The sequence below is a fragment of the Thermostichus sp. MS-CIW-36 genome (assembly GCF_054059035.1).
Map to the genome: position 1 here is coordinate 161,383 of NZ_JBSSBR010000001.1, position 24,457 is coordinate 185,839.

Annotated in this window: 17 protein-coding genes, 1 tRNA gene and 1 riboswitch; of the genes, 16 read left to right on the forward strand and 2 right to left on the reverse strand. The window is 58.3% G+C overall.

Translation table 11 applies throughout. The features are described from left to right. Window positions 1–122 precede the first annotated feature (122 nt). Entirely contained in the window at window positions 123–2,387 is a 2,265-nt protein-coding gene (gene metE / locus ACVWVQ_RS00775) for a 5-methyltetrahydropteroyltriglutamate--homocysteine S-methyltransferase (RefSeq protein ID WP_457444495.1), read from the reverse strand. Window positions 2,388–2,844: 457 nt separating this feature from the next. Continuing rightward, window positions 2,845–3,049, reverse strand: a riboswitch (cobalamin riboswitch). A 248-nt stretch (window positions 3,050–3,297) separates the two neighbouring features. Between metE and ACVWVQ_RS00780 the strand changes: the two genes are divergently transcribed. From ACVWVQ_RS00780 to ACVWVQ_RS00855, 16 genes are all read left to right on the forward strand, one after another. Further along, a complete protein-coding gene (locus ACVWVQ_RS00780; RefSeq protein WP_457466966.1) occupies window positions 3,298–4,923 on the forward strand; it encodes an ABC transporter substrate-binding protein in 1,626 nt (541 codons plus the stop codon). Further along, window positions 4,908–5,909, forward strand: a complete 1,002-nt coding sequence (locus ACVWVQ_RS00785) for an ABC transporter permease (protein ID WP_011429070.1) — start codon at window positions 4,908–4,910, stop codon at window positions 5,907–5,909. The genes ACVWVQ_RS00780 and ACVWVQ_RS00785 overlap by 16 nt, the downstream gene beginning before the upstream one ends. Further along, on the forward strand, window positions 5,906–6,799 hold the full coding sequence (locus ACVWVQ_RS00790; protein WP_011429071.1) for an ABC transporter permease: 894 nt from the start codon (window positions 5,906–5,908) through the stop codon (window positions 6,797–6,799). The genes ACVWVQ_RS00785 and ACVWVQ_RS00790 overlap by 4 nt, the downstream gene beginning before the upstream one ends. Before the next feature lie 4 nt (window positions 6,800–6,803). After that, window positions 6,804–7,733: an ABC transporter ATP-binding protein gene (locus ACVWVQ_RS00795; protein WP_457506372.1), complete on the forward strand. Its 930-nt coding sequence runs from the start codon at window positions 6,804–6,806 to the stop codon at window positions 7,731–7,733. Beyond that, window positions 7,720–8,394, forward strand: a complete 675-nt coding sequence (locus ACVWVQ_RS00800) for an ABC transporter ATP-binding protein (protein WP_011433476.1) — start codon at window positions 7,720–7,722, stop codon at window positions 8,392–8,394. Before ACVWVQ_RS00795 ends, ACVWVQ_RS00800 begins: the two co-directional genes overlap by 14 nt. 93 nt (window positions 8,395–8,487) lie before the next feature. Next, window positions 8,488–9,399, forward strand: coding sequence for a cell division protein FtsX (locus ACVWVQ_RS00805; RefSeq protein ID WP_457491087.1), 912 nt, complete (start codon window positions 8,488–8,490; stop codon window positions 9,397–9,399). Window positions 9,400–9,460: 61 nt separating this feature from the next. Further along, window positions 9,461–10,063, forward strand: coding sequence for a hypothetical protein (locus ACVWVQ_RS00810; RefSeq protein WP_238376736.1), 603 nt, complete (start codon window positions 9,461–9,463; stop codon window positions 10,061–10,063). 57 nt (window positions 10,064–10,120) lie between these two features. Further along, window positions 10,121–11,305, forward strand: coding sequence for a pyridoxal phosphate-dependent aminotransferase (locus ACVWVQ_RS00815; RefSeq protein ID WP_457506374.1), 1,185 nt, complete (start codon window positions 10,121–10,123; stop codon window positions 11,303–11,305). A 130-nt stretch (window positions 11,306–11,435) separates the two neighbouring features. Then, the gene (locus ACVWVQ_RS00820; RefSeq protein WP_414351212.1) at window positions 11,436–12,236 is read left to right on the forward strand and encodes a ParA family protein; all 801 of its coding nucleotides are present in this window, start codon (window positions 11,436–11,438) and stop codon (window positions 12,234–12,236) included. Between the two features lies 1 nt (window position 12,237). Then, a complete protein-coding gene (locus tag ACVWVQ_RS00825; protein WP_457506375.1) occupies window positions 12,238–13,065 on the forward strand; it encodes a hypothetical protein in 828 nt (275 codons plus the stop codon). Between the two features lie 294 nt (window positions 13,066–13,359). Next, complete coding sequence (locus ACVWVQ_RS00830) at window positions 13,360–14,985, forward strand: peptide chain release factor 3 (RefSeq protein WP_457506377.1); 1,626 nt, start codon at window positions 13,360–13,362, stop codon at window positions 14,983–14,985. Window positions 14,986–15,255: 270 nt separating this feature from the next. Then, window positions 15,256–16,407 carry an aminotransferase class V-fold PLP-dependent enzyme gene (locus ACVWVQ_RS00835; protein WP_457506481.1) on the forward strand — a complete coding sequence of 384 codons (1,152 nt, stop codon included), beginning with the start codon at window positions 15,256–15,258 and terminating at the stop codon, window positions 16,405–16,407. Window positions 16,408–16,569: 162 nt separating this feature from the next. Beyond that, window positions 16,570–19,227, forward strand: coding sequence for a TIGR03960 family B12-binding radical SAM protein (locus tag ACVWVQ_RS00840; RefSeq protein WP_457506482.1), 2,658 nt, complete (start codon window positions 16,570–16,572; stop codon window positions 19,225–19,227). Between the two features lie 1,075 nt (window positions 19,228–20,302). Then, complete coding sequence (locus tag ACVWVQ_RS00845; RefSeq protein WP_457506378.1) at window positions 20,303–22,474, forward strand: Rne/Rng family ribonuclease; 2,172 nt, start codon at window positions 20,303–20,305, stop codon at window positions 22,472–22,474. A gap of 35 nt (window positions 22,475–22,509) precedes the next feature. Continuing rightward, window positions 22,510–23,151: a ribonuclease HII gene (locus tag ACVWVQ_RS00850; RefSeq protein WP_457506380.1), complete on the forward strand. Its 642-nt coding sequence runs from the start codon at window positions 22,510–22,512 to the stop codon at window positions 23,149–23,151. Between the two features lie 12 nt (window positions 23,152–23,163). After that, a tRNA-Arg gene (locus ACVWVQ_RS00855) sits at window positions 23,164–23,237 on the forward strand. A 17-nt stretch (window positions 23,238–23,254) separates the two neighbouring features. On the opposite strand, the gene msrP is transcribed toward ACVWVQ_RS00855, so the two are convergent. Next, complete coding sequence (gene msrP, locus ACVWVQ_RS00860; protein ID WP_457506382.1) at window positions 23,255–24,211, reverse strand: protein-methionine-sulfoxide reductase catalytic subunit MsrP; 957 nt, start codon at window positions 24,209–24,211, stop codon at window positions 23,255–23,257. Window positions 24,212–24,457 lie beyond the last annotated feature (246 nt).

A 24,457-nucleotide genomic window follows, 5' to 3' on the forward strand; every position in this document is an offset into this window, starting at 1 on the left:
CAGCTTTGCCGGTTGCATCAGCAGACCGTAGGCCCTAAGCCAGCCGCATCAGCACAACAGCGGCACCGCCCGCGGCGACTTGTCAAGCCAGCCCGACCAGTTACATCAGCGGGTCGTGGGCCTTACTCGCGCAGACCCTCAGGTTGGGTTTCCAGAAGCTCCTCCCCTAGCTGATGAGCGGCAGCCACCATATTTTTCAGTGCGGGGATCACCTCCTCCCAGCGGCGGGTCTTGAGGCCACAATCGGGATTAACCCAAGTTTGCTCCACAGGCAAGTGGGCCAGTCCTGTGCGCAGCTGCTGCAGGATTTGCTCAACGCTCGGCACCGCAGGGCTGTGGACATCGTAAACGCCGTTGCCCACCTGGTGACGATACCCAGCCTGGGCAATTTGCAGCAGGGTTTTGTTGTTGCTGCGGCTGTTTTCAATGGAAAGCACGTCGGCATCCAGCCGCTCAATGTGCTCGATGATGTCCCCAAACTCTGAGTAGCACATGTGGGTGTGAATCTGGGTTTCCGGCTTGGCCCCGCCGGTAGCTAGGCGAAAGGCATCCACTGCCCAGCTGAGGTATTCTGGCCAGCGTTCTTTTTTCAGAGGTAGCCCCTCCCGCAGTGCCGGCTCATCCACTTGCACCATCACCGCTCCAGCCGCTTCCAGATCTGCCACTTCGGCTCTCAAGGCCAGGGCAATCTGCAAAGCCTGCTCCCGCCGGGGAATATCAACACGGGGAAAGGACCAGTTGAGCATAGTCACTGGCCCCGTGAGCATGCCTTTCACCGGCTTTTGGGTGTGGGACTGGGCTACTTGGAATTCCCGCACTGTCATGGGTTGGGGGCGAACCACGTCGCCGTAGAGAATGGGAGGGCGCACGCAGCGGCTGCCGTAACTCTGCACCCAGCCGTGTTCAGTGAAGGCAAAGCCTTCCAGCTTCTGGGCAAAGTACTCCACCATGTCGGTGCGCTCAAATTCCCCATGCACCAACACATCCAGGCCAATCTCTTCTTGAATGCGGATGCACTTGGCAATCTCAGCGTCAATGGCTGCTTCGTACTCCGCCTGCGAAACCTCCCCTCTTTTGTACTTAGCTCGCCACTGCCGCACCTCTGGAGTTTGGGGGAAGGAGCCAATGGTGGTGGTGGGCAAAGGTGGTAGCTGAACCTGCCGACTTAGGCGCTGCTCGTAGGGCAGGAATCGCTCGAAGTCCTGGAGCTTGAGGTTGGCCAAAGCCTGGCGCACTTGGGGGTTGGGGGGGCTAAACTGCGCAAAGCTCTGCCATTGCTGCTGGATTTCCGCCTGCTGGGCAGCAGTGTCTTCGCCGTTGAGGGCTCGCGCCAGGAGAGCTACTTCGGCCAGCTTCTGTTCGGCAAAGCTGAGGACATTTCTGAGGGGTTCCGGCAACTGGGCTTCCAGAGCAGCGTCGTGGGGCACAAATTGCAACGAAGCGGAAGGCTGCACTCGTAGGTTGGGAGCTACCCCCTGCAGCTCCCGCAGGCTGGCCAAGACGGTCTCAGGCTGAACCTTCCAGACATTCCGAGCGTCCACTACGCCAGCACCTAGGATCTGGTCAGCCGGAAAGCCATAGGTTCTTACCAGATCCAGGGTGTGGCCACGGGTAAAGTCAAGGCTAATGCCGGCCACCGGCAGTTGCACCACCCAGGGGTAAGTCTCCCCCAGGTCATCGAAGTAGGTGACCAAGTGGATAGGGATCCCGGCGGTTGCCAACTGGCGGTAGCTCATTTCCACAGCTTCCCGCAGGCCACTTCCCTGGCTGGTAACCAAAATGGGATCGTGAATCTGGACTTCTGGGATCCCCAGCTGTTTTAACTCCTGGAGGAGATCCCGGTACAGAGGAAGGAGCTTTTCCAAGTCCGCCCGCAGATCCCCAGATCGCTGGCTAAGGCAGAGCAAAGTCACTGGACTGAGGACAACGGGGCTGGTGCGCTCCCCTAGGATCCCTTGGGCCCGCCGAACTCTTTCCAAAAAATCCCCAAAGTTAGGACTGGGATCGGCTTCCGGCTCAATTTCGGGTACCAAGTAGTGGTAGTTGGTGTCAAACCACTTGGTCATTTCCAAAGCCGGCAGGCCCTCCCGCCCCCGCGCCATGGCAAAGTAGCGGTCTAAACCCGACAGACCTCGGAACCGAGAGGGGATCAGCCCCAGCCAGGTGGCCCAGTCCAGTACATGGTCGTAGAGAGTCTGATCCCCTACCGCAATGTGATCAATCCCAGCTTGTAGCTGAGTCTGCCAGGCTTGAGTCTCCAAATCCCAAAAGGTAGCCAGCAGAGCCTCTGACCCTAGGGCACCACTCCAAAAGCCTTCCAAAGCTTTTTTGAGCTCGCGGCGCTTGCCCATGCGGGCATACCCCAATGTCATGGTTTGTGCAGTCATGTTGTGTGCCATCCCAAATACTGAGTTTTCTAATTTTCCTGCGTTCAATTCGCCCTCAACTGGGATCCCGCCCGCCAAGGAAGAAACCGGCTGTTCCTCTCTTGCCTCTGGAACCCCAACAAAACACTGCCTTTTGCGCAAAAAAGATACTCAACGCAGCCAGCGATCGCAGTGGCTACTTGCCAGCCTACCAATTGAAGTCAGGAAGCCTGACATCTCACTCTTTCCTTCGCGTAGGCGGGCTGTAGATCTTGATAGATCTTGGTGCAACAGCACCCAAAATTTACTCTCTCCCGGCCAACTTGCTCAGAGTCTTGCTTGGGTTCTTGGACTTATTTCTACTGCTGAGGAGTACCGAAAGCTTGTGGGAGCAACGCCGGGAAAATGCTCAGGATAACGAAAGCAGAAACGAGCTAAAGCCAAGACAGTTACCATCTGTACCTCGCAGATGTTGTGAAGTTTAGAAAAACCATCGGCGGGCATTCTGACTGACACGGTTTTGGGGGACAAGATCTGGATCGGCAGCGAATGACTCTAGAGATTTGCTGCAGAACTTCTCCTAAACCGGATCACAGCTGCGGGACAGCGGCAGATTCTCACTGCTCTTTCCCCGTTTCCTCTGGCGGCTGATCCCCGTCAGAACCGATAGCTGAGCTACATCGTATCACGGAGTTCAGAGACGGGAGTAGAGTGCTTCAATCATCACCAAGCCAGCAGCCTTTGGAGCTACCAGACCTCACCTTTCACCCAGCGGTCTTGCAGGAAGTCATCGGAACCCTCTAAGCATCCTCCCCCCCTGCATTGCTCTCAAGATAAGGCAGTGGTAGCTTAGCTGCCATAAGTCTTGTCCAGGAGGCAAGGGGGTTTGCTCCTTTTTGCTTTGCTGAAAAAGCGACAGATCGGGGTTTCTATGGCATCAAGCTTAAAAGTAACTGTGTGGTCTGTGGGCCTCTTCTTGCTGAGCCAGATGTGGGCTGGATGCGCTCAGAATGCTGCTGAGCGGACAGCTTTCGATCCAAAGCTAGCAGGATCCAGCGATCAAATCGTGCTGGCCATTGGAGGGGAAAGGGAAGAAGGATTTGATCCCACCCTGGGCTGGGGACGTTACGGTTCGCCTTTGTTCCAAAGCACTCTGCTGCGGCGGGACGAGAACCTTGAGATTGTAAACGACCTGGCGACTGGCTACACTGTCAGCCAAGATGGCCTAACCTGGACGGTAACCCTACGAAAGGATGCAGTCTTCTCCGATGGAAAACCTGTCACAGCAGCGGACGTGGCTTACACCTTTAACCAAGCAGCTCGGAGTGGTGGTCTGGTCGACCTAACCGCCCTAAAGGAAGCAGTAGCTATCGACACTCATACGGTGGAGCTGCGGCTGCAAAAACCCCAAAGTACTTTTGTCAACCGCCTCATCACCTTGGGTATCGTGCCTCAACATGCCCACGGGCCTGATTATGCTCGCAAACCCATTGGCTCTGGCCCCTACCGACTGGTGCAGTGGGATGAGGGGCAACAACTGATTGTGGAGGCAAATCCCTTATATTACGGCCAGACTCCTGGCATTCGGCGGCTGGTTTTCCTTTTCCTGGAGGAGGATGCAGCCTTTGCAGCAGCCCGAGCCGGACAGGTACACGTGGTTAGCGTGCCTCAGTCTTTGGCTAAGCAAACTGTTAAGGGCATGAAGCTTCACGCCATTCCCAGTGTGGATAACCGAGGGCTGATGTTCCCCTTTCCCCCTAAAACCGGTGCGACAACCCCAAAGGGATACCCCATCGGCAACGATGTGACTTCTGACTTGGCGATTCGCAAGGCGGTCAACTTCGCCATTGACCGACAGGCGCTGGTGGATGGAGTCCTAGAAGGCTACGGATCCCCTGCCTATGGCCCAGTCAGCGGTTTGCCCTGGGAAGAGCCGACCGCCAAGATTGAGGACAACAATCCAGACCTGGCCCGTCAGATTCTAGCTGAGGGAGGCTGGAGCGATAAAGATGGGGATGGGGTAGTGGAAAAAAACGGGCTGCGGGCTGAGTTCACCGTGCTCTACCCGGCCAACGACAGTATTCGCCAAGCCCTGGCCCTAGCTGTTGCAGAAATGCTGCGGCCTGTGGGCATCCGAGTCAATGTCGAGGGCAAAAGTTGGGATGACATCACTCCGCTCATGCACAGCAACGTGGTGCTGTTTGGCTGGGGCAGCCATGACCCAACTGAGGTGTACAACCTCTACCACAGCAAAGCGGCCCAGGGGGGATTTTTCAATGCCGGCTACTATGCCAACCCGTTTGTGGATCGAATGCTGGATCTGGCTATGGAGGCCCCCTCTGAAGCTGAAGCTATCCCCTTCTGGCGGGCAGCCCAGTGGGATGGAAAGCAAGGCTTTACTGCCAAAGGAGATGCAGCCTGGGCTTGGTTGGTGAACCTGGATCATACCTACTTTGTCCACGAGTGTTTGGATATAGGCCAGCCGCAGGTACAGCCTCATGGCCATGGTTGGCCAATCACAGCCAACATCACCCGTTGGAAATGGACGTGCAACTGAGGTCAGTTCTGCTGTTTCTGGCTTATAAGCTGACTCGGCTGGGGTTGCTGCTGGCGGCTGTGGCAGTCCTGACGTTTGCCCTGCTCAGCTTCTCCCCTGTTGATCCCGTACAAGCCTATGTAGGGGCCGACATGCTGCAGATCAGCCCAGCCCAACGAGACCTGATTGCCCAGCGTTGGGGGCTGGATCAGCCCATGCTGCTTCGCTTTGGGAACTGGCTTGGGCAGATGGTTCAAGGCAACTGGGGCACCTCAATGGTGTTCAATCAGCCAGTGGTGCAGGTCATTCAACAGCGGTTTGAGCTATCGCTGCCCTTACTGGCAATTGCCTGGCTGCTTTCCGGTTTCCTGGGAGTGGGGTTGGGGGTTTTGGCCGCAGCGTTTCAGGGCACTTGGGTTGACCGCGGTATTCGTCTTTACGCCTACACCCTCGCCTCTTCTCCCCCTTTCTGGGTGGCGCTGCTACTCTTGATCGCGTTTTCGGTAGAGCTGGGTCTAACACCTATCTGTTGCGCCGCGCCACCTGGCGCGTTGGCGGAGGAGGTGACTTTTTGGCAGCGCTTACACCACTTGCTCTTGCCTGCTTTCACCCTAACTTTCATCGGCGTTGCCAACATCACCTTGCACACTCGTCAGAAGCTCATTGACGTGTTGCACAGCAACTATGTGCTGTTTGCTCGTGCCCAGGGGGAAAGCCTGGCTGGGATCCTGTGGTACCACGGCTTGCGGAATATCTTGCTGCCTGCGCTGACGCTGCAATTTGCCTCCTTTGGGGAACTGTTTGGTGGCTCAGTGTTAGTGGAACAGGTGTTTGCTTATCCAGGACTGGGACAAGCAACGGTACAGGCAGCTTTGCGCAGTGATGTGCCTCTGTTGGTGGGCATTGTGTTTTTCAGCGCCTTGTTTGTCTATGCCGGCAATACCCTAGCTGACCTGTCCTACCAGATTGTCGATCCACGCATTCGCCTTGGCGGGAGGATAGGATGATCCCTTTTGCATCGCCTCGTGTTGCTGCTGCTGATGCCGATGGGGGGATGAAATTCTCAGAGTCCTCTGTTAAAGGAGAGCGCAGGCGGCAGACTCTGTGGGCAATTGGACTGTGTGCTTTTTTTTTGGTGTCTATCCTCTGCAGCGCTGGGCTTATCGGCGATACCGGACTGAGCCCGAACCTAACTCAGCGGAATCAGCCTCCTTCCCTGGCCCATCCCTTCGGCACCGACTGGCTGGGGCGGGATATGCTGGCCCGATCCTTGCACGGGATGTCTCTTAGTCTGTGGGTAGGCATGCTGGCTGCCGCCGTCAGCGTGGTGATCGCCGCTGTTTTGGGTTTGGTGGGTGGCACGGTGGGAGGCTGGGTGGATGCCTCGATCTGCTGGATGATTGACCTATGTTTCAGCCTGCCTCACCTGGTGGTGCAGATCCTTATAGCTTTTGCTGTCGGCGGCGGAGTTCGGGGAGTCATTGTTGCCGTTGCCCTCACCCACTGGCCCAGCCTAGCGCGCCTGGTGCGGGCCGAGGTGTTACAGGTCAGCAGTTCTGACTATGTCCAGAGTTCTTACCGACTGGGCCGCTCTTCCCTCTGGGTTGCCCGCTACCATATGATGCCTCACATTTTGCCCCAGCTCCTAGTGGGACTTATTCTGCTGTTTCCCCACGCCATTTTGCACGAAGCAGCCCTCTCATTCATTGGGGTAGGTATTTCGCCGCACCTACCGGCCATCGGCATTATTCTGGCCGAATCCATGCGCCACCTCTCCACCGGCTACTGGTGGCTGGGGGTTATGCCTGGACTGCTGCTGCTGCTGTCGGTCAAGGCTTTTGACTGGCTGGGAGAAAACCTGCAGGCCCTTCTCAATCCGCGTACGGCTCAGGAGTAGGGAAATGTTGGTGGTCTCCGGCCTAAACATTAGGTTCAGCCGATACGAGCGGGGGCTGCGCCGCCGCTACCTTCAGGTGATTACAGATCTGGATCTGGAGGTTAAGGCAGGGGAGGTGGTGGCAGTGGTGGGGGCCAGCGGATCGGGCAAAAGTTTGCTGGCCCATGCCCTCTTGGGTCTTTTGCCAGAGAACGCTACCCTGCGCGGTACTCTCCTATTTCAGGGGCAGCCCTTGACCCCTGAGCGGTGTAGGCAACTGCGCGGCAAGGCCATTGCTCTCATCCCCCAGTCTGTGGACTACCTGGATCCCCTCATGCAAGTAGGATCCCAGGTACAGCGGGTAGCTCGGCTCAGCGGTGCCTCCCAAGGCGAGGCCCGTAGAGCAGTGAGCCGCATCTTTGCCCGCTATAGCTTGCCGCCGGGAACAGAGGGCCTCTACCCTTTCCAGCTCTCCGGAGGCATGGCACGGCGGGTGCTGGTATCGACGGCGGCAGTTAGCAGAGCCAAGCTGGTGATAGCCGACGAGCCCACGCCAGGCTTGGACGCGGAGGTGGTGGCTGAGACCCTTGCCCATCTGCGGGAGCTGGCCCAGGAGGGCCGAGGCGTTATGTTGATTACACACGATATTCGGGCGGCGTTGTCGGTGGCAGATCGAGTGGCAGTCTTCTATGCGGGCACTACAGTCGAGTTGGCCTCGGCTCAGGATTTCGAAAGGGGAAACTTGCGCCACCCCTACACTCAAGCTCTGTGGCGATCCCTGCCCCAAAATGAGTTTGCTCCCCTGCCGGGCAACCAGCCTGACCCTGAGGCACTGCCTGCGGGTTGTTTGTTTGGGGATCGCTGCCCCTGGGCAAGTGAAATCTGTCGAGCTGAGCATCCGCCTCTGCGGGCGGTTGGAGGAGGGTGGGTGAGGTGTATCCATGCTCAAGGGTGAGCATCTCTGGTTTCGCTATGGACGGCATCTGCCTTGGGTGGTGCAAGATCAGACCCTTCAAGTAGAACTTGGGGAAGTTGTAGGGCTGATGGCTCCCTCTGGTTTTGGCAAAACTACTCTGGCCAAGTTGCTGGCGGGCTACCTTACCCCCAGCCAAGGTCGGGTGAGTGTGACAGGGCAGCCTTTGCCTCGGCGAGGGTACTGCCCAGTGCAGCTTGTCTTTCAACATCCAGAGCAGGCCGTTAACCCCCACTGGCGCATAGCTCAGGTCTTGCGGGAAGGGCCTCCTCCCCAGCCAGAGGTTCTCCACACCTTAGGCATTTCCCCCAGTTGGCTCAACCGCTATCCCCATGAGCTAAGCGGGGGAGAATTGCAGCGGGTTGTCATCGCCCGGGTTCTCAACCCACAAACTCGCTATTTGATTGCAGATGAGATGACAGCCATGCTCGACGCCAATACCCAAGCCCTGATCTGGCAAGCTGTCTTGGCCTATGGGCGGGCACATCAGATGGGGCTTTTGGTCATCAGTCATGATCGCTTTCTCCTGGAACGGCTCTGCAGCCGCTACGTCATCATGACCAGCCATGACCCCTATCTGGTGGAGCGGGCCGGCCACCGGGTGGTGCGCATGGAGGGAGGGCGCCTGTATGATCTGCGCTGAGGGCTGCCGGGATCCCTATTTTGCTCTCCACAGGCTCTGTTGAGCTCCAGGGGGCAAGGGTCTGAGCCCATTGATTGTTGGATGGAGAACAGCATGCAATCTCTCTCCCGACTTCTCAATAAAATCCGCTATCTCCTACAGGAGACTTTTTTGGGGTTGCGGCGGGGGGGCTGGCTGAACTGGGCTGCGGTGAGCACCCTGCTGGTGTTGCTGTTCCTGGTGGGGATCGGCGTTGAGCTGTCCTGGGGTGTGGATGCAACGGTGCAGTCTCTGGGGGGACAACTGGAGATCTCCGTCTATCTGGAGCCGGAACGACAGGGGGTGGAGCTGCAACCCCAGGTTGCCCAACTGCCTCATGTGGCCGAGGTGAAGGTCATCACCAAAGACCAAGCTTGGCGCACCCTCTTGATCGAGATGGGGATCCAAGACGAGGCGGCCATGGAAACCCAGTTGGGGGAGAACCCCTTGGTGGATGCTCTGCGGGTTAAGGCGGATTCCACCGAAGCCTTGGGGGAAGTGGCGGAGCAGATTCGCCAACTGGAAGGGGTGGATGAGGTCTACTACGGCGACCGCATTGTGGAGCAACTGGCCCAGCTCCAGGACATGCTACGGCTGGGATCCCTGACCATTACCGGCGTGTTGGCCCTGACAGCGGTGGCGGTCATCACCACCACCATTCGCCTCATCGTCATGGCGCGGCGGCGGGAGATCGAGGTGATGCAATTGGTGGGGGCGACGGCAGCCTGGATTTACTTGCCCTTTATTTTGCAAGGGTGCCTGTTTGGGGTGATCAGCGCAGTGGGAGCTTGGGGATTGATCTTGGGATCCCAGCAGTTGCTGCAGGAGCTGCTGGAGCAGTTGATTGCCTTGCCCTTCCTCAAGGTGATGCAGGCAGATCGCAGCCAACTGGAGTTTTGGCTCTTGCCGTCGATGTTGTTGGGGATGGGGGTTTTTCTGGGCACCACCAGCAGCTTGATCGCGGTGCGCAAGTCGGCAGGGCGATGAGCTGGAGGCGATGCTGAGGAAAGCCCTGGATATTCCAATCTGAGGATCGCCATAGGATAAGATGATGGACTCTACTTCCCTGGCTTTCCAAGATCTGGCCGCCATGAACCCATTGCCTCCTCCCGCCCACCCCTACCAGTTCCGCGCTTTGGGCCTGATTAAGGGATCCCTGAAATCGATCCCCAAGACTTATGCGCAGGCAACCTTGGTTGCCTCTGACGGAGCAGAATATCCGGCTACCCCCGGACGCGCCGAGCTTCTCGGCCCCTTCGAGCACTGCATCAAGAGCGGCCATACCTACTGGTACTACGTGCAGCCGCAGCCGCGTTCAGGGGGGGCTTTGGGCTTGAGCATCATCCGCATCCTGGCCCTGCCGGAAGAGGAGCAAGACCCAGAGTGGGAAGAAGAACCGTTTTTGCCTGCCCCTGAGGACACAGAGGAAGGCTTTAACATCCGCGGCATTGTCGAGCCCCACGATGGCTTTGTTGAGGTGACCGTGCGGCGCAAGCCCCAGGGAACCAAGCAATTTGCTCCTCTGCAATTGCGCTTGGAAGGGTTCTTGCCCGGAGCTGTGGCGGGCGAGTTTTGGGATCTGTTGGCAGAGCGAGAGGGCAACAAACTGCTGTTGGTGGATGGTACCCGCCTGTTGACCGCAGTAGCCTAGCTATCTAGATTGGCCCTGCTTGAGAACCTTAAAATAAACCAAAGAGCTTCCCAACCGATGGTGTCTGCTGCCGGCTTGTCCCAACGGGTCGCCCATCTATCCCCTTCCCCCACGTTGTCCATTTCGGCTCTGGCTAAAGCCATGCAGGCAGAGGGGCTGGATGTGTGTAGCTTGAGCGCAGGCGAGCCGGATTTCGATACACCTGACCACATTCGGGCCGCGGCCATCCGTGCTCTGGAAGAGGGCAAAACCCGCTACGGCCCCACCGCTGGGATCCCCGCCCTTCGCCAAGCAGTGGCCGATAAGCTGCGGCAGGAAAACGGCCTGGAGTTCAGCCACGACCAAATCCTGATCAGCAACGGCGGCAAGCAAACCCTGTTTAACCTGGCCATGGTGCTGCTGGATCCCGGCGATGAAGTGATCCTGCCTGTTCCCTACTGGGTCAGCTACCCCGAAATTGCCATTTTGGCAGGGGCAAAGGTTGTGCAGGTGCAGACGGAAGAGGCCCAGGGGTTCAAGCTCACCGCCGCCCAACTGCGCCAGGCCCTCACCCCCCGCAGCAAGCTGCTGATTCTCAACTCGCCGGCCAACCCCACCGGAGCCGTTTACCACCAGGACGAGCTGGCAGCTCTGGCAGAGGTGATCCTCTCCGCCCCCCATCTGTACGTGATCTGCGACGAGATCTACGAAAAGCTGGTTTATGGACAAGCCCGCCACATCAGCCTGGGATCCCTTTGCCCTGACTTGATGCCGCGCCTGATTCTCAGCAGTGGCTTCGCCAAAGCTTACGCCATGACCGGCTGGCGGGTGGGCTACTTGGCCGGGCCCAAGCCCATCATTGAGGCGGCCATCAACCTGCAAAGCCACAGCACCTCCAATGTCTGCACCTTCGCCCAGTACGGTGCTCTGGAAGCCCTGACCAGCCCCCTATCGGCAGCGGCTGTGGAAAAAATGCGCCAAGAATTCTGGCAGCGGCGAGATCTGATGCTGGACGGGATCCGCACCTTGCCGGGGGTGACTTGCCCGGAGCCGGAGGGCGCATTTTATGTGTTTGTCAACATCGGCCAAACCGGGTTAAGTTCGGTGGAGTTTTGCCGGCAGCTGCTCAAGGAACACCACGTGGCTGCTGTGCCGGGGGTAGCCTTTGGGGCAGATTCCTACATTCGCCTTTCCTACGCTGCCGACCGCACCACCCTCGAAAAAGGGCTGCAGCGGCTGCACCGGTTTGTGTCTTCCCTCTGAGAATTCAATCCGAGGATCGAAAAGAACTGAGGAAGCTCAGCTCCCAGCGGCGAGATCCCTATCTGAAGTGTGAACACCATTGCTTAACCCTAGCTATAGTGTTAGGGGATGGGCTACGAGGGGATAACTCATGTCTGGCAGAACGGCGCTTGTCATCACCGTTGCCTGTTTGAGTGGGGGATCCGGAAAGACCACAGCCGCCCTCAACTTGGCCATCATGCTGGCCGAGCATGGCAAGACGCTGGCTGTTGACTTTGACCCACAGGGCAACCTGAGCCAGTGGATGGGCTGGACGGATCTGTCGGAGTCGGCCACCATTGCCGAGACGATTTTGCCGGGGGCGGATCGGGTTCACATTCGGGAGATTATCCGTCCGCCGTTGAATGAGGATCGCCAGGAGCGGCTGTGGTTGGCCCCCAGCGATTACAGTCTCTCGCGGGCCATGGATGCGATCGTGATGGAGCCGGGGCGGGAGCTGTTTTTGAAGCGGGCTTTGCGACCGATTTTGCCGGAGTATGACTTTTTGGTCATCGACAGCCCCCCCTCGAAAGGGTTGCTCACCTACAACAGCATTCTCAGCGCCGATCTGCTGGTGGTGCCGACGGAATGTACCCAAAAGGGGGTGATGGGGGCCCTAAGTACCCTGGTGCTGTTGAAAGAATTGGAAGAGCTGGATTTTCATGTGCCCAAGTTTTTGGGGGTGCTCCCCACACGGGAACAGTGGGTGGGCAACAACCGCACCAAAATGTCGCGGGCCGCGGTGGAAGCCTTGGCGGAAATGATGCAAGGGATCCCCATTTTTACGCCGGTGCGGCAAAGTACGGTCGTTCAGCAAACCAACAGCATGGGCTGGTCCTTGGCGGAGGCAGGGGAAGATCTCCTGGCCCAACCTTATCGCGAGATCCTCAAGGCTGTGCTGGAGGCCCGCTAACATGGCTACCGCCAAGAAGCCTCCCAAAAAAAAATTGCCCACCGGCCCCACCAAGGCGGATCTGCTCTCGCGCATGGGGGTGAATAAGCAGCCAGAGCCGATGGAACTTGCGCCTACGGCTGCCGACTGCGTTGATGCTCCGCTCCGTCCAAAAGACGACAGGGGAACGGATTCCCTGGATCTGTCTCACCCTGCGGCATTGGATATTGAGCCCGATCCATCTCTCGCGGCCTCGTCCCGTCTGTGCCCCACAACCCCGCCAGAGCTAGGGCCGATTCCTCTCCTGGCCAGTGTGCTCTCCACACCTGAAGCTCCTTCTCGGGATGCGGATCCCTTGTCCAACTTGTCGCCCGCTCCGGTCGAGGTGGAAAGGGTTGTCTCCCCACCCCAGGTCAGTCCGGCCAAATGGGCCGGTACTCCACCGCCAACCGAAGGGCCAGCCGAGCTTTTGCCCCCTGCTACCGCCGGCACCGGCAATGGGGTTCGCCGCAATGGCGCCTATCATGGGCACACTGCCCAGTCGGATCCCCGCGAGGCTCTGGATGCACAACTGGGCCTGCAAAAGCTTACCCTCAAATGGTCTGCCGAGAGGGTAGAAAAGCTGGGATCCCTGGAAAGCGCCACCGGGCTACCGGGCGAGATTTTGCTGGAAGTCCTGCTGGATCATTGGGAACAATTGCCCAAGCCCTTGCAGCAAGATTGCCTCCTGCAAGCCCACCGCATTCGCGTCGAGCGGCTGGTGATCAGCCAAAACTTCACCATTGCCACGATTGAGCAACTGCTCTTCACGTCAGCGTTGCGCAACAACAACGAGCAGCATCTGCTTTGAGTTCTGGCCGGTTGGCCTGGGAAATTCCCCCTCAAGATCTCCGCCAGTATGCCAGACAACAGGGATCCCTGTTCCTGTGCTAGGGTCAAAATGGTTCTGTTGGCTTTTCGCGCTTTTCGGCCTGTGCTCTCTCCCCCTCGCTACCTGGCGGCAACCCAACCTCATTATTCTCAAGCGTATTTCCCACTGATTTTCTATTTTTTCCTTCTCCGTATTTCTCCCATCCTTTAGGGGACAACATCGCGGCGGAATCTTCTTTAAGGCGACCAGGTTGTAGTGGAGCGGCAACAGTTGATGAAAGAACTTGATTTGGCCAAAGCTGTAGAGCAACGGCGCACCTTTGCCATTATTTCCCATCCCGATGCGGGGAAGACCACCCTCACCGAAAAGCTGCTGTTGTACGGGGGGGCCATTCAAGAAGCGGGAGCTGTGAAGGCCCGTCGGGCGCAAAAGCGGGCCACTTCCGACTGGATGGAACTAGAAAAGCAGCGGGGTATTTCCATCACCTCTACCGTCCTGCAATTTGATTACCGCAACATTCGTCTCAATCTGCTGGATACTCCCGGCCACCAGGACTTCAGCGAAGACACCTATCGCACCCTGGCAGCGGCTGACAATGCTGTGATGCTGGAAGATGCCGGCAAAGGGTTGGAAACCCAGACCCGCAAGCTGTTTGAAGTGTGTCAGATGCGGGGACTGCCGATTTTTACCTTTATCAACAAGATGGATCGCCCAAGCCGGGATCCCTTGGAGCTGATGGATGAAATTGAGACGGAACTGGGCCTCAAGCCCTATCCTGTCAACTGGCCAATTGGCTCAGGCGAGCGGTTTACTGCCCTATTTGACCGTCGGACTCAGGAGTTTCATTTCTTTGAGCGGGTATCTAGGGGGCGGCTAAAAGTTCAAGATACCGTTATTAAACTTGGGGATCCGCAAATTGAGGAGTTGATCGACAAGGACTTGTATTACCAATTCAAGGAAGAGCTGGAACTGCTGGATGGTCTCATGCCCACCTTGGATCTAAAACAGGTGCATTCTGGCAAACAAACCCCGGTCTTTTTCGGCAGTGCCATGACCAATTTTGGGGTGGAGCTTTTCCTCAATGCATTTTTGGAGTATTCCTTACCGCCAATGCCTCACGAGAGCACTGCTGGGCTAATCCCGCCCGAACATCCTGAGTTTACGGGCTTCGTCTTTAAACTGCAGGCCAACATGGATCCCCGCCATCGGGATCGCGTTGCTTTTGTGCGCATCTGTTCCGGCAAGTTTGAGAAGGATATGGTGGTCAACCATGCCCGCCTCAATCGTCCCATTCGCCTATCTTATCCCCAGAAGTTGTTTGCTCAAGAGCGCATCTCCATCGATGAAGCTTACCCTGGGGATGTGATCGGCCTGAATAATCCCGGCATCTTCACCATTGGGGATACCATCTACACCGGCCCGAAGCTGCGCTACGCCGGGATCCCTAGCTTTTCTCCTGAGCTGTTTGCCTACTTGAAGAATCCCAATCCTTCCAAGTTTAAGCAGTTCCAGAAAGGGGTAGCGGAACTGCGGGAAGAAGGGGCTGTACAAATCATGTACTCTATCGACGATTCCAAACGGGATCCGATTGTGGCAGCGGTGGGCCAGTTGCAGTTTGAGGTTTTGCAGTACCGCCTTGAAAGTGAATACAACGTCGAAACCCGACTGGAGATGTTGCCCTACACCCTGGCCCGCTGGGTCGAGAATGGCTGGAAGGCGCTGGAGAACATCCCCAGCTTGTTTAACACCCTCATTGTCAAAGATATTCAAGACAGGCCCGTTCTTTTGTTTAAGAATGAGTGGACTTTGCAGCAGTTTGTTGCCAGCAACCCCAAAATCAAGCTCAGCAAAATTGCCCCTATCTCGGATCTCGGCCCAGAATTGGGTGACGGCCAATAGATCAACCTAAGAGAATCCGTCTCAAAGAGCCTTAGGTTCTGACATTCAGTCGAGATGCCATTGGTCTCCACATCAGCGGTGTTGATAGGTGTTGATATCTTCGGATTTCTGAGCAAACCCCTCACACAGATCGCAGCAATTCCCCCATCTTTTTCCTGCATCGTCCAGGGACAGAGGGAGTGAACCATGCCTTTCTTCTCCAACCTGGGATCCGATTCTCCCCACTTTGGCGCTGCCCTCAGTGCTTGTGCGCCACTTTGCGAACGCTCCTTGTGGGGACTGGATCCGCAAGCCGTTTTTTTGAATCACGGCTCCTACGGCGCGACCCCGAAAAAGGTGTTGCAGGCCCAGAGTGTATGGCGGGAACGCCTTGAGGCTCAGCCGGTGCAGTTTATGGGAGAGGAACTTCCTCGAGCCTTGCGGGCGGCGGCAGCAGAACTGGCCCATTTCGTCGGGGCCGAACCCGAAAATTTGGTGTTTGTGGAAAATGCCACCAGCGGGGTGAATGCCGTTTTGCGCTCGCTGCGGTTCCGGCCAGGGGATCAGATCGCCTGCACCAACCACGGCTACGGGGCTGTTCGTCAGGCGCTACAGTATGTCTATGCCCAGTGGGGAGCCATCCCGGTTGAGGCGCAGATCCCTTTTCCCATTGCAGGGCCGGAGCAGGTTATCGCCGCCTTCGAGACTATCCTCACCCCCCAAACCCGTTTGGCGGTCTTGGATCACCTCACCTCGCCTACGGCTCTGATCTACCCCCTGCCTGAGCTGATCGGCCTCTGTCGGGAGCGCGGGATCCCAGTTTTGGTGGATGGCGCCCATGCCCCTGGGGTTCTCCCCTTGGAGTTGGAAAGGCTGGGGGCCGATTGGTACACCGGCAATGCCCACAAGTGGCTGTTTGCCCCGAAAGGCTGTGCTTTTTTGTGGGTGGCCCCCCACCGACAGGCCCAAACCCATCCTACGGTGATCTCCCACGGCTTTGGGCAAGGGTTCACAGCCGAGTTCGACTGGGTGGGCACACGGGATCCCAGCGCTTGGTTGGCCGTTTCAGCAGCCCTGGCGTTTATCCAGGAGGTGGGGCTAGACAATATCCGTCAGCACAACCACACTCTGCTGCTGCAGGCGCGGCAGTTGCTTTTGGAGACTCTTGAAGGGATCCCGCCCGCCCCTGAAGAAATGTTGGGCTTTATGGCCACCCTACCCTTGCCGCCCTTCTGGCAACAGGGGATCCCTGAGCTGCCTCTTGGGGAGCGCGCCCGTCGCCTGCACGATTACCTGTGGCACACGTACCGCATTGAGGTTCCGATCATCCCCTTCGCCGGGCAGCTTTGGGTACGCATCTCGGCTCAGGTCTACAACCATTTGGCAGAGTACGAACAGTTGGCGCTGGCCTTGCAGCGTCCGCCGCAGAGTTTTCCCGGTTGAACAGACTTCACGACATTGCAAGTATGGTTGTTTCGCCTACCGGTAACCTGCAAACTTAGAGAGGCAAAGCGCGAGGCAAAGCGCTTTCCCTTGGGTTGGGTCTGCTCGAAGAGTTCGGCTAGAGTCAGATCAGTGGCTGTATTAACGTCTCGGCGGATCCCCATGCTCTCTCTGGCTGCAACTGAACCGCATCTGAGTCCCATCGATCTGGATCGCCTGCTTACCCCTGAGATTCAGCGGCCGGCCCGCTACTTGGGCAAAGAGTTCGGTGCCGTCCACCGTCCTTGGGATTCGGCGCGGGTGCGTTGGGTGCTGAGCTATCCAGAGCTGTACGAGGTGGGAGCTTCCAACCTGGGCCACCTCATCCTCTACAACATCCTCAACGCTCAGCCGGATCAACTGTGTGACCGCACCTACTTGCCAGGCCCGGATCTGGCTGCCCGCCTGCGGCAGTTGGGGATCCCGCTGTTTGCCGTGGAGTCCCGCCGCCCTCTGCGCGCCTTTCACATCATCGGCTTCAGCCTGGCTTACGAGCTGGGGGGCACCAACATTCTGGAGATGCTGGACCTAGCCGGGATCCCGCTCAAGTGGTGGGAGCGGCAGCCCTTTACCCCGGAAGAGTGCCCTCTGATCTTTGCCGGTGGGCCAACCGCCACTTCCAACCCGGAGCCCTTTGCCGACTTTTTCGATTTCTTCGTCTTCGGAGATGGGGAAGAGGTGCTGCCGGAAATTGGCCAAGTGCTGGCCGGATCCCTGTCCAAGCCCCGCCGAGAGGTCTTGCTGGAGCTGGCCCAGGTGCCGGGGGTGTACGTGCCCCAGTTTTACGAAGGGATCCCACCGCGGCCCATTGTGCCTGGGGTGCCGGAGCGCGTCCGCCGTCGGGTGGCCCTGCCTCAACCCCAATACTCCGTCGGCCTGGTGCCTTTGGTGGAAACCGTCCACGACCGCCTGGTGATGGAAGTGCGGCGGGGCTGCACACGGGGCTGCCGATTTTGCCAGCCGGGCATGCTCACCCGCCCAGCGCGGGATGTGGATCCGGAAGCAGTGGTGGAGGCTGTGGTGCAGGGCTTGCGGAGAACAGGTTACAACGAATTTTCCCTCTCTTCTCTCAGTTGCTCCGACTACCTTTCCCTGCCGGCGGTGGGAGCGGAGCTGCACAACCGTCTCCTCAGAGAACACATTGCCCTTTCCCTGCCCAGCCAGCGGGTGGATCGCTTTGATGAGCAAATTGCCGCCATCATGAAGGGATCCCGCCGCTCCGGCCTCACCTTTGCCCCCGAAGCTGGCACCCAAAGGCTGCGGGACATCATCAACAAGGGCCTCACCGATGCCGACTTGATTCGCGGCATTCGCACCGCCGTCCAAGAGGGCTGGGACAAAATCAAGCTCTATTTCATGATTGGCCTGCCCGGCGAGACCGACGCCGATGTCCTGGGGATCGCCCGCACCGTCGAGATGCTGCAGCGAGAATGTGCAGCCCTGGGTCGCAAGCGGGTGGAGTTTACCCTCACCCTCTCCAACTTCACCCCCAAGCCCCACACCCCCTTCCAGTGGCACCGGGTAGACTATGCCGACGTGCAGCGGAAGCAGGCCCTGCTGCAGAAGGAGCTGCGGCGGCTGCGGGGAGTCAAGGCCCACTTCACCGATATCCGCTTCAGCATCCTGGAAGACTTCATCGGCAAAGGGGATCGCTCCCTGGGACAGATGATCGAGCGGGCCTGGCGGGCTGGGGCCGGCATGGACGCCTGGTGGGAAAACATCGACGCCGCCTACGCTGCCTGGGTGAGGGCCTACTGCGGCGAAGAGGTGGATCCTGCCGCCGATCCGGTCGCCCTCTGCGCCCATCTCCCCATCCGGGAATTGGGCCTGGAGGATCCCTTGCCCTGGGATCACATCGATACCGGCATTGACAAGAAATGGCTGCAAAAAGACTACCGCCGCGCCCTGGAAGCCCTCACCGTGGAAGACTGCTCCTTCGAGGGCTGCTCCGCCTGCGGCATCTGCGGCCCCGGCTTCGGCCACAACATCGTCATTCCCCCTCCGCCCGTCCCGCCCCTGCAGAGCAAACCCACCCCCACCCCGGATCCCCTGGAGCCGGAGCCACCTGCCCAGCGTTTCCGCATCACCTACGGCAAAACCGGGGATCTGCGCTGGCTGGGCCACCTGGATCTCATGCGCCTGTGGGAACGGGCCTGTCGGCGAGCGGGGTTACCTCTGGCCTTCAGCGGCGGCTACCACCCCATGCCCCGCCTGGCCAACGCCAACGCTCTGCCCATCGGCCAGGAAGGCTATGGCGAAATCCTGGATCTGGAGCTGCTGGATCGGCCTGAAGGTCCTCTGACGCCTGAGAAACTGCGCGCCCTTCTGAGCGAACAGCTGCCCCCGGAGATCCCCATCCAAGCCGTCCAAGAAATTAGCCTTCGGGATCCCTCGGCCACCGCAGCCGTTTACGCCGCCGAATATCAGCTTACGGTGAGCTGCGAGTTGCCCAAAGCCATTTGCGGCAGCGAGACGGAGTCCTCTTGGCCTGCCTGGGTCACCCAGATTCTAGACGCGCAGGAAATCTGGATTGAAAAAACCTCCAAGTCTGGCAAGTCCTCTCCCTTCAATGCCCGCGCCCTACTTTACTACCTAGAGTTTCAGGGCCTGACCCCCGAGGGCAGCGCTTGCCTCCTTTACCGGGGCAGTTGCCGCAACGACGGTGCCTACCTGCGGCCCACCCATCTGGTTCAAATGGCCGAGTCATTGGGGTTGCCCCACTGGACACTACAGACGGCAAAGCGGCTGCGCCTGTTGTGGGAGCATGACTCTAGTCAATAATAAGCTCAACTATACTGAAAATAATGTATAATATGTTCAGTACGGATTACTACCAGTTGATCTTTCTGTTTACTTTCGAGTCTGCCAACATGGTAGCCAAAGCAAAGCAGAAAATTGGTAGTAAGACGACACGGAAACTGCGCTTTGGGTATTCTACTCAAAGCTTTGCGGGATACCGCCATTCTGTTTGGACTCCGTCCCGCTAACGCGAATGGAAACAAACAGAATGCTATCGCTGCATAGTTGAACAGTGATGTTCAGCAGTGTTCAGCGTAAATGTATCAGAACCCCCTAGCCGATCCAGATTGAGCACTTCCTCTGGGAGCAACCCAAGGGCTAAGGGTCTGTCTGGGCTGAGGGATCCCACAAGCGCTATAATGCTGCTATTGCTGGCTCCTGCCGCTGTGGGGCTTGCCAAGCATCAACTTGACCAAGGGCGGGGTGAGCAGCAGGCAAAAGCTGGGCCGGATTTTGGAATGGAGACACTCTTAACTCAGTACCCAGGGCAGGTAACAGGCGTGATGGGGTCGAGTCGATAGGTGCAACAGAAAAGTGTGCCTCTTCGACCTAGCCCAGATCTAACCAGAAAATTCTACCCTGAGAAGGTGCTTCTTTCCGCGCGCAAACCCTGTCTTGTTGTGGACTATCGCTACGCGACGCTTTCGCGAACAGGCTGGGCCGCACAACTGGGGTTCTGCAATGGGCCAGCGTTCGATCTCCCGAGGCGGAGCCGTCTTGCTCCCTGAGCCTATCGATTGAGCCCATCCATGAATCTCCATGCAAGCCTCACCGAATCCATTCATCCCATCCGATGAGTTTTCCTTCCAATCAGCAGAAGCCCCCCGCTGTACCCACCAGAGCCAGCATTGGGTAGTTCACATGCACTTAAACTCACCTCACCCATTGGAGAGGAAACAAAGCCAAGCGTCAAAGCAGAGCTGAGGGTAATGGACAGCCCCATGACGACTCGATCCTGGTTAAAGAAACTTGAGCAGATCCCAGCAAAAGGACAACACCTCGCCAGAACGAGGGTTCAGCCCGTAACCGCGTGCCCTTGGGGCGGGGAGGGAAGTTAATGCCCAGGCAGATTGTCATTGCCGAGCAACATCGAGTGGCAGCCGTCTTCGCCGAAGATCAAGTGCAGGAGCTGATCGTCGCCAGCGGCGCTCACCAAGTGGGAGACGTTTACGTCGGAATCATCGAGAACGTTCTGCCCAGCATCGATGCCGCTTTCGTCAACATCGGCCCTGCAGAGCGCAATGGGTTTATCCACGTCAGCGACCTGGGCCCGCTGCGCCTCAAGCGAAGTCATGCCTCGATTTCTGAGCTGGTCTTGCCGCAGCAAAAGGTGCTGGTACAGGTGATGAAAGAGCCTACCGGCAACAAAGGGCCAAGGCTTACCGGAGATTTGGCCTTTCCAGGGCGGTATTTGGTGTTGCGACCCTACGGAAAAGGCGTTCATCTGTCCAGCCGCATCGAGGATCGAGAAGAACGCAACCGTTTGAAGTCGCTGGCCATTTTGATTAAACCCCCGCAGATGGGCCTGTTGGTGCGCACCGAAGCGGAAGGTGTGTCCGAAGAAGCGATGATCGACGACCTGGAGCAATTGAAGAAACTCTGGGAAGATATTCAACAGCAGTATCAGGCAGCACGGGGGCCGGGGCTACTCAACCGGGATGACGACTTTATTCAGCGGGTGCTGCGGGATGTTTACTCCGACGATGTGAACCGTATTGTGACCGACTCTGCGGCAGGAGCGAAGCGAGTCCGTAGCTATCTGCAGGGCTGGAACAAGGGCCAAATGCCCCCTGGTGTCGTTGTCGATGCCCACCGCGAGCCCACCCCCATTCTGGAGTATTTTCGGGTCAACGCGGTTATTCGGCAGGCGCTGCGGCCACGGGTGGATCTGCCCTCTGGTGGCTACATCATCATCGAGCCCACCGAGGCCCTGACGGTAATTGATGTTAACTCGGGCTCCTTCACCCAATCGGCCACTTCTCGGGAGACAGTGCTGTGGACAAACTGTGAGGCGGCTACCGAGATTGCCCGCCAATTGAGGCTGCGCAACATTGCCGGTGTGATTGTGGTGGACTTCATCGATATGGATTCCCGCCGCGACCAGTTGCTGGTTTTGGAGCATTTTAACAAGGCCCTCTCCAGCGACAAAGCTCGCCCACAGGTGGTCCAACTGTCGGAATTGGGGCTGGTGGAGCTCACCCGCAAACGGCAGGGGCAAAGCCTTTACGAGATCTTCGGCCATTCTTGCCCCACCTGTGAGGGGCTGGGGATCCTAGCCCGCTTGCCGGGGGCCGAGCCAGGGCATCTGTTAACAGTAGAAAGCGGCCTGACGGTAACGCTACCCACCGAGGTGGAAGAAGGGGATGAGGAAGACGCCGGCCCGATCCTGCCCCGCGATGGCAACTCCCAACGGGCGCGCCTGCGAGTGGGAAGCGATGGGCTGTCTCGAGGCGATAGCCGTGCGCTGCTGCGGCGGTCGCGCTCTGCCCCCGGACAACGACGCCCCAGCCCGGATCCCTTTACGACTTCAGACGATCTGGAGGAAGAGCCACGGGTTGAAACGGGACGCAAGCGTCCCCGTGAAGACCGGGGGGATCCCCGCACTGGCCAGCGCCTCGTTGCCCGGAGCCTGGATACTCCTGTAGAAGAGGAAGCCCCAGAGCCGATGCAACTGCCAGGGGGCGGAGCAGACCTAAAGCGTCAAGAACACCGCCGTTCTGGCCCTGGGGAAGAGGCAGAATCCGCCTCACGCAAAGATCACACTTCCCCAGCCCGCACCGTTCGCGCCAGCGGGACGGAGTCCTCAGAAGGCCGTCCGGCTCCGGTACGGCAAACCGTCACCGTGGAGATGACCCCGTTACAACAACGGGTCTACTCGGAGTTGGGGCTGTCGCCGCTGTTGCTGCTTGACCAGCCGCCGCCTTGGGGCCGAGACACGGCGGTTAGGGTGGTTCTGCCGGGAACTGTCGAGGTGGAAAGTAGCCCAGAGGTGGAGACTGAGGCAACTTCTCAGGCGGAGGAGTTGGCGCCCGAACCGGATGCCTTGCAGGAGAAGGAGCCGCTGGATACCGTTTCTCCACCCGAACCCTCGGAACCCGAAATCTCCTCTGCTGAATCGTTCCCGTCAGCCGTGCAGAGCAGCTTGGCCGAGCCAGCCGCGGAACTGGGGATTAGCCCTGCCCAGCAATCTCCGGCAGCCTCTAGGCGACGGCGCTCCCGCAGCAGTTAGCCGCCGCTCCCAAGCTCAGGGGCAGGCATGGGGATATGGCAATGCGAACAAAGCCCAGTTTGGTTTGGGAGGGATCCCTTTGGCAGCAGGGGATCCTGCGGGTGGCGGGGGTGGATGAGGTGGGGCGGGGGGCCCTGGCCGGGCCGGTAGTGGCAGCGGCGGTGATTTTGCCCGCCCAGATGGATCCCAAAGAACTGGAGGGAGTGAGGGATTCCAAACAACTGCGTCCGCAGCAACGCGCTCAATGGGCGGAACGGATTCGGCAGGTGGCTTTGGCTGTGGGCGTTGGCAGTGCCTCTGCTGCTGAGATCGACCGGCTCAACATTCGCCAGGCCACGGTGCTAGCCATGCAGCGGGCTTTGGCCAAGTTGGATCCAATCGAACACATTTTGCTGGATGGATTGCCGCTGGCCGAGCTGGGATCCCGGCAAACGGCGCTGGTCAAGGGGGATCAAATCAGCCTCTCCATTGCCGCCGCTTCAGTTGTGGCCAAAGTCTGGCGAGATGCCTTGATGCAGAGCTGGGATCGGCAGTACCCCGGCTACGGCTGGCGCACCAACGTTGGCTATGGCACGCGGGAGCACCGACTGGCGTTGCAGAACTTGGGGCCCACCCCGCAGCACCGCCGCAGCTTTGCCCCCTTGGCAGAACTGAAAGTCAGCAGATATGATGGTTAATGCAGTTGCATTGCCCACGTAGCTCAGTGGACTAGAGCACTGGGTTCCGGTCCCAGGTGTCGGAGGTTCGAATCCTTTCGTGGGCGTCTTCAGACATATAAGTTCAGCTATATAAGTGGGCAACATACTCTCCGTACCCGTTGTAGGGCAAGGTGGGAACGATTTGCCACTGGGAACGGGATCCGAAACCAATCAAGACTTCCTGCTCCTGTGACCAGCGGGGGTGGGGCACCCTAGGATCCACATTGGCCTCAAATCCATACTCCTCAGGGGCGAGGGTATTCCAAAACGTAGAGGGTTGATGATCCAAAAACTCGATTTTGACGATGGATTTTCCCCCTTTAAAGCCATACTTCCAGGGAACTACCATGCGAATTGGCGCTCCGTGCTGTTTGGGCAACGGCTTGCCATAGATGCCGAGGGCAAAAAAGGCCAACTCGTTGGCCATTTCCTCGATCCGCAACCCTTCCGTGTAGGGCCAAGGCAAGTTGGGGGGCCAGATTGGGCCAGGCATAATTTCCGGATCGTAAAAGGAAGTGAAGCGGACAAATCGAGCCGTCGGCAAAGGATCCACCCGTTCCAGCAGCAGCCGCATCGGAAAGCCCAACCACGGCACCACCATCGCCCAGGCTTCCACACAACGAAAGCGGTAGATGCGCTCTTCGAGGGGAAAGTGAAACAGATCTTCCAAGCCCAACCGCTGAGGATGCCGCACCAGCCCGCCAATCTCGACAGTCCAGGGATCCGTGGGCAAAGCCTGTGCAGCCCGCCAGACGCGCTTTCCGGAGCCAAACTCGTAAAAGTTGTTGTAACGAGCAGCTACAATCTCCTCGGTGACGGGCCTGCCCACATCCGAAAAGTGGGGGTTGAGCGGGATCCCCCTCAGCTCTCGTTCTACCGAGGGAGCAGCTCCCCTGCTGCCAAACCCAAAAATAGAAAAACTGGCTCCCACCCCAACGGATCCCAGTTGCGCTAGAAATTGCCGCCGGCTGAAAAACATCTCTTCTGGAGTGACCTGTGCCTCTCGTTGCCAGGGGTGAGGAACTCGGATCCCGAACATCCATCAGCCATCCTTTGATTCAGAGTCAGGGAAAAAGTCTGCCGCCCGAACTACTACATCCTAAATGAATTACTACATCCTAAACGGATCTAAGCCGACATTCCCCGAGCTCGTTTCCAGCGCTGCCCCATGTGTAGTCATTTCAAATGTAGTCATTTCAAACAGCAATGAAACGATTTGTTATGTCTGTCCCTGGCTCCCCTCTCCTTTTGAGAGAGGGGTTGGGGGTGAGGGAAACCCTGCAGG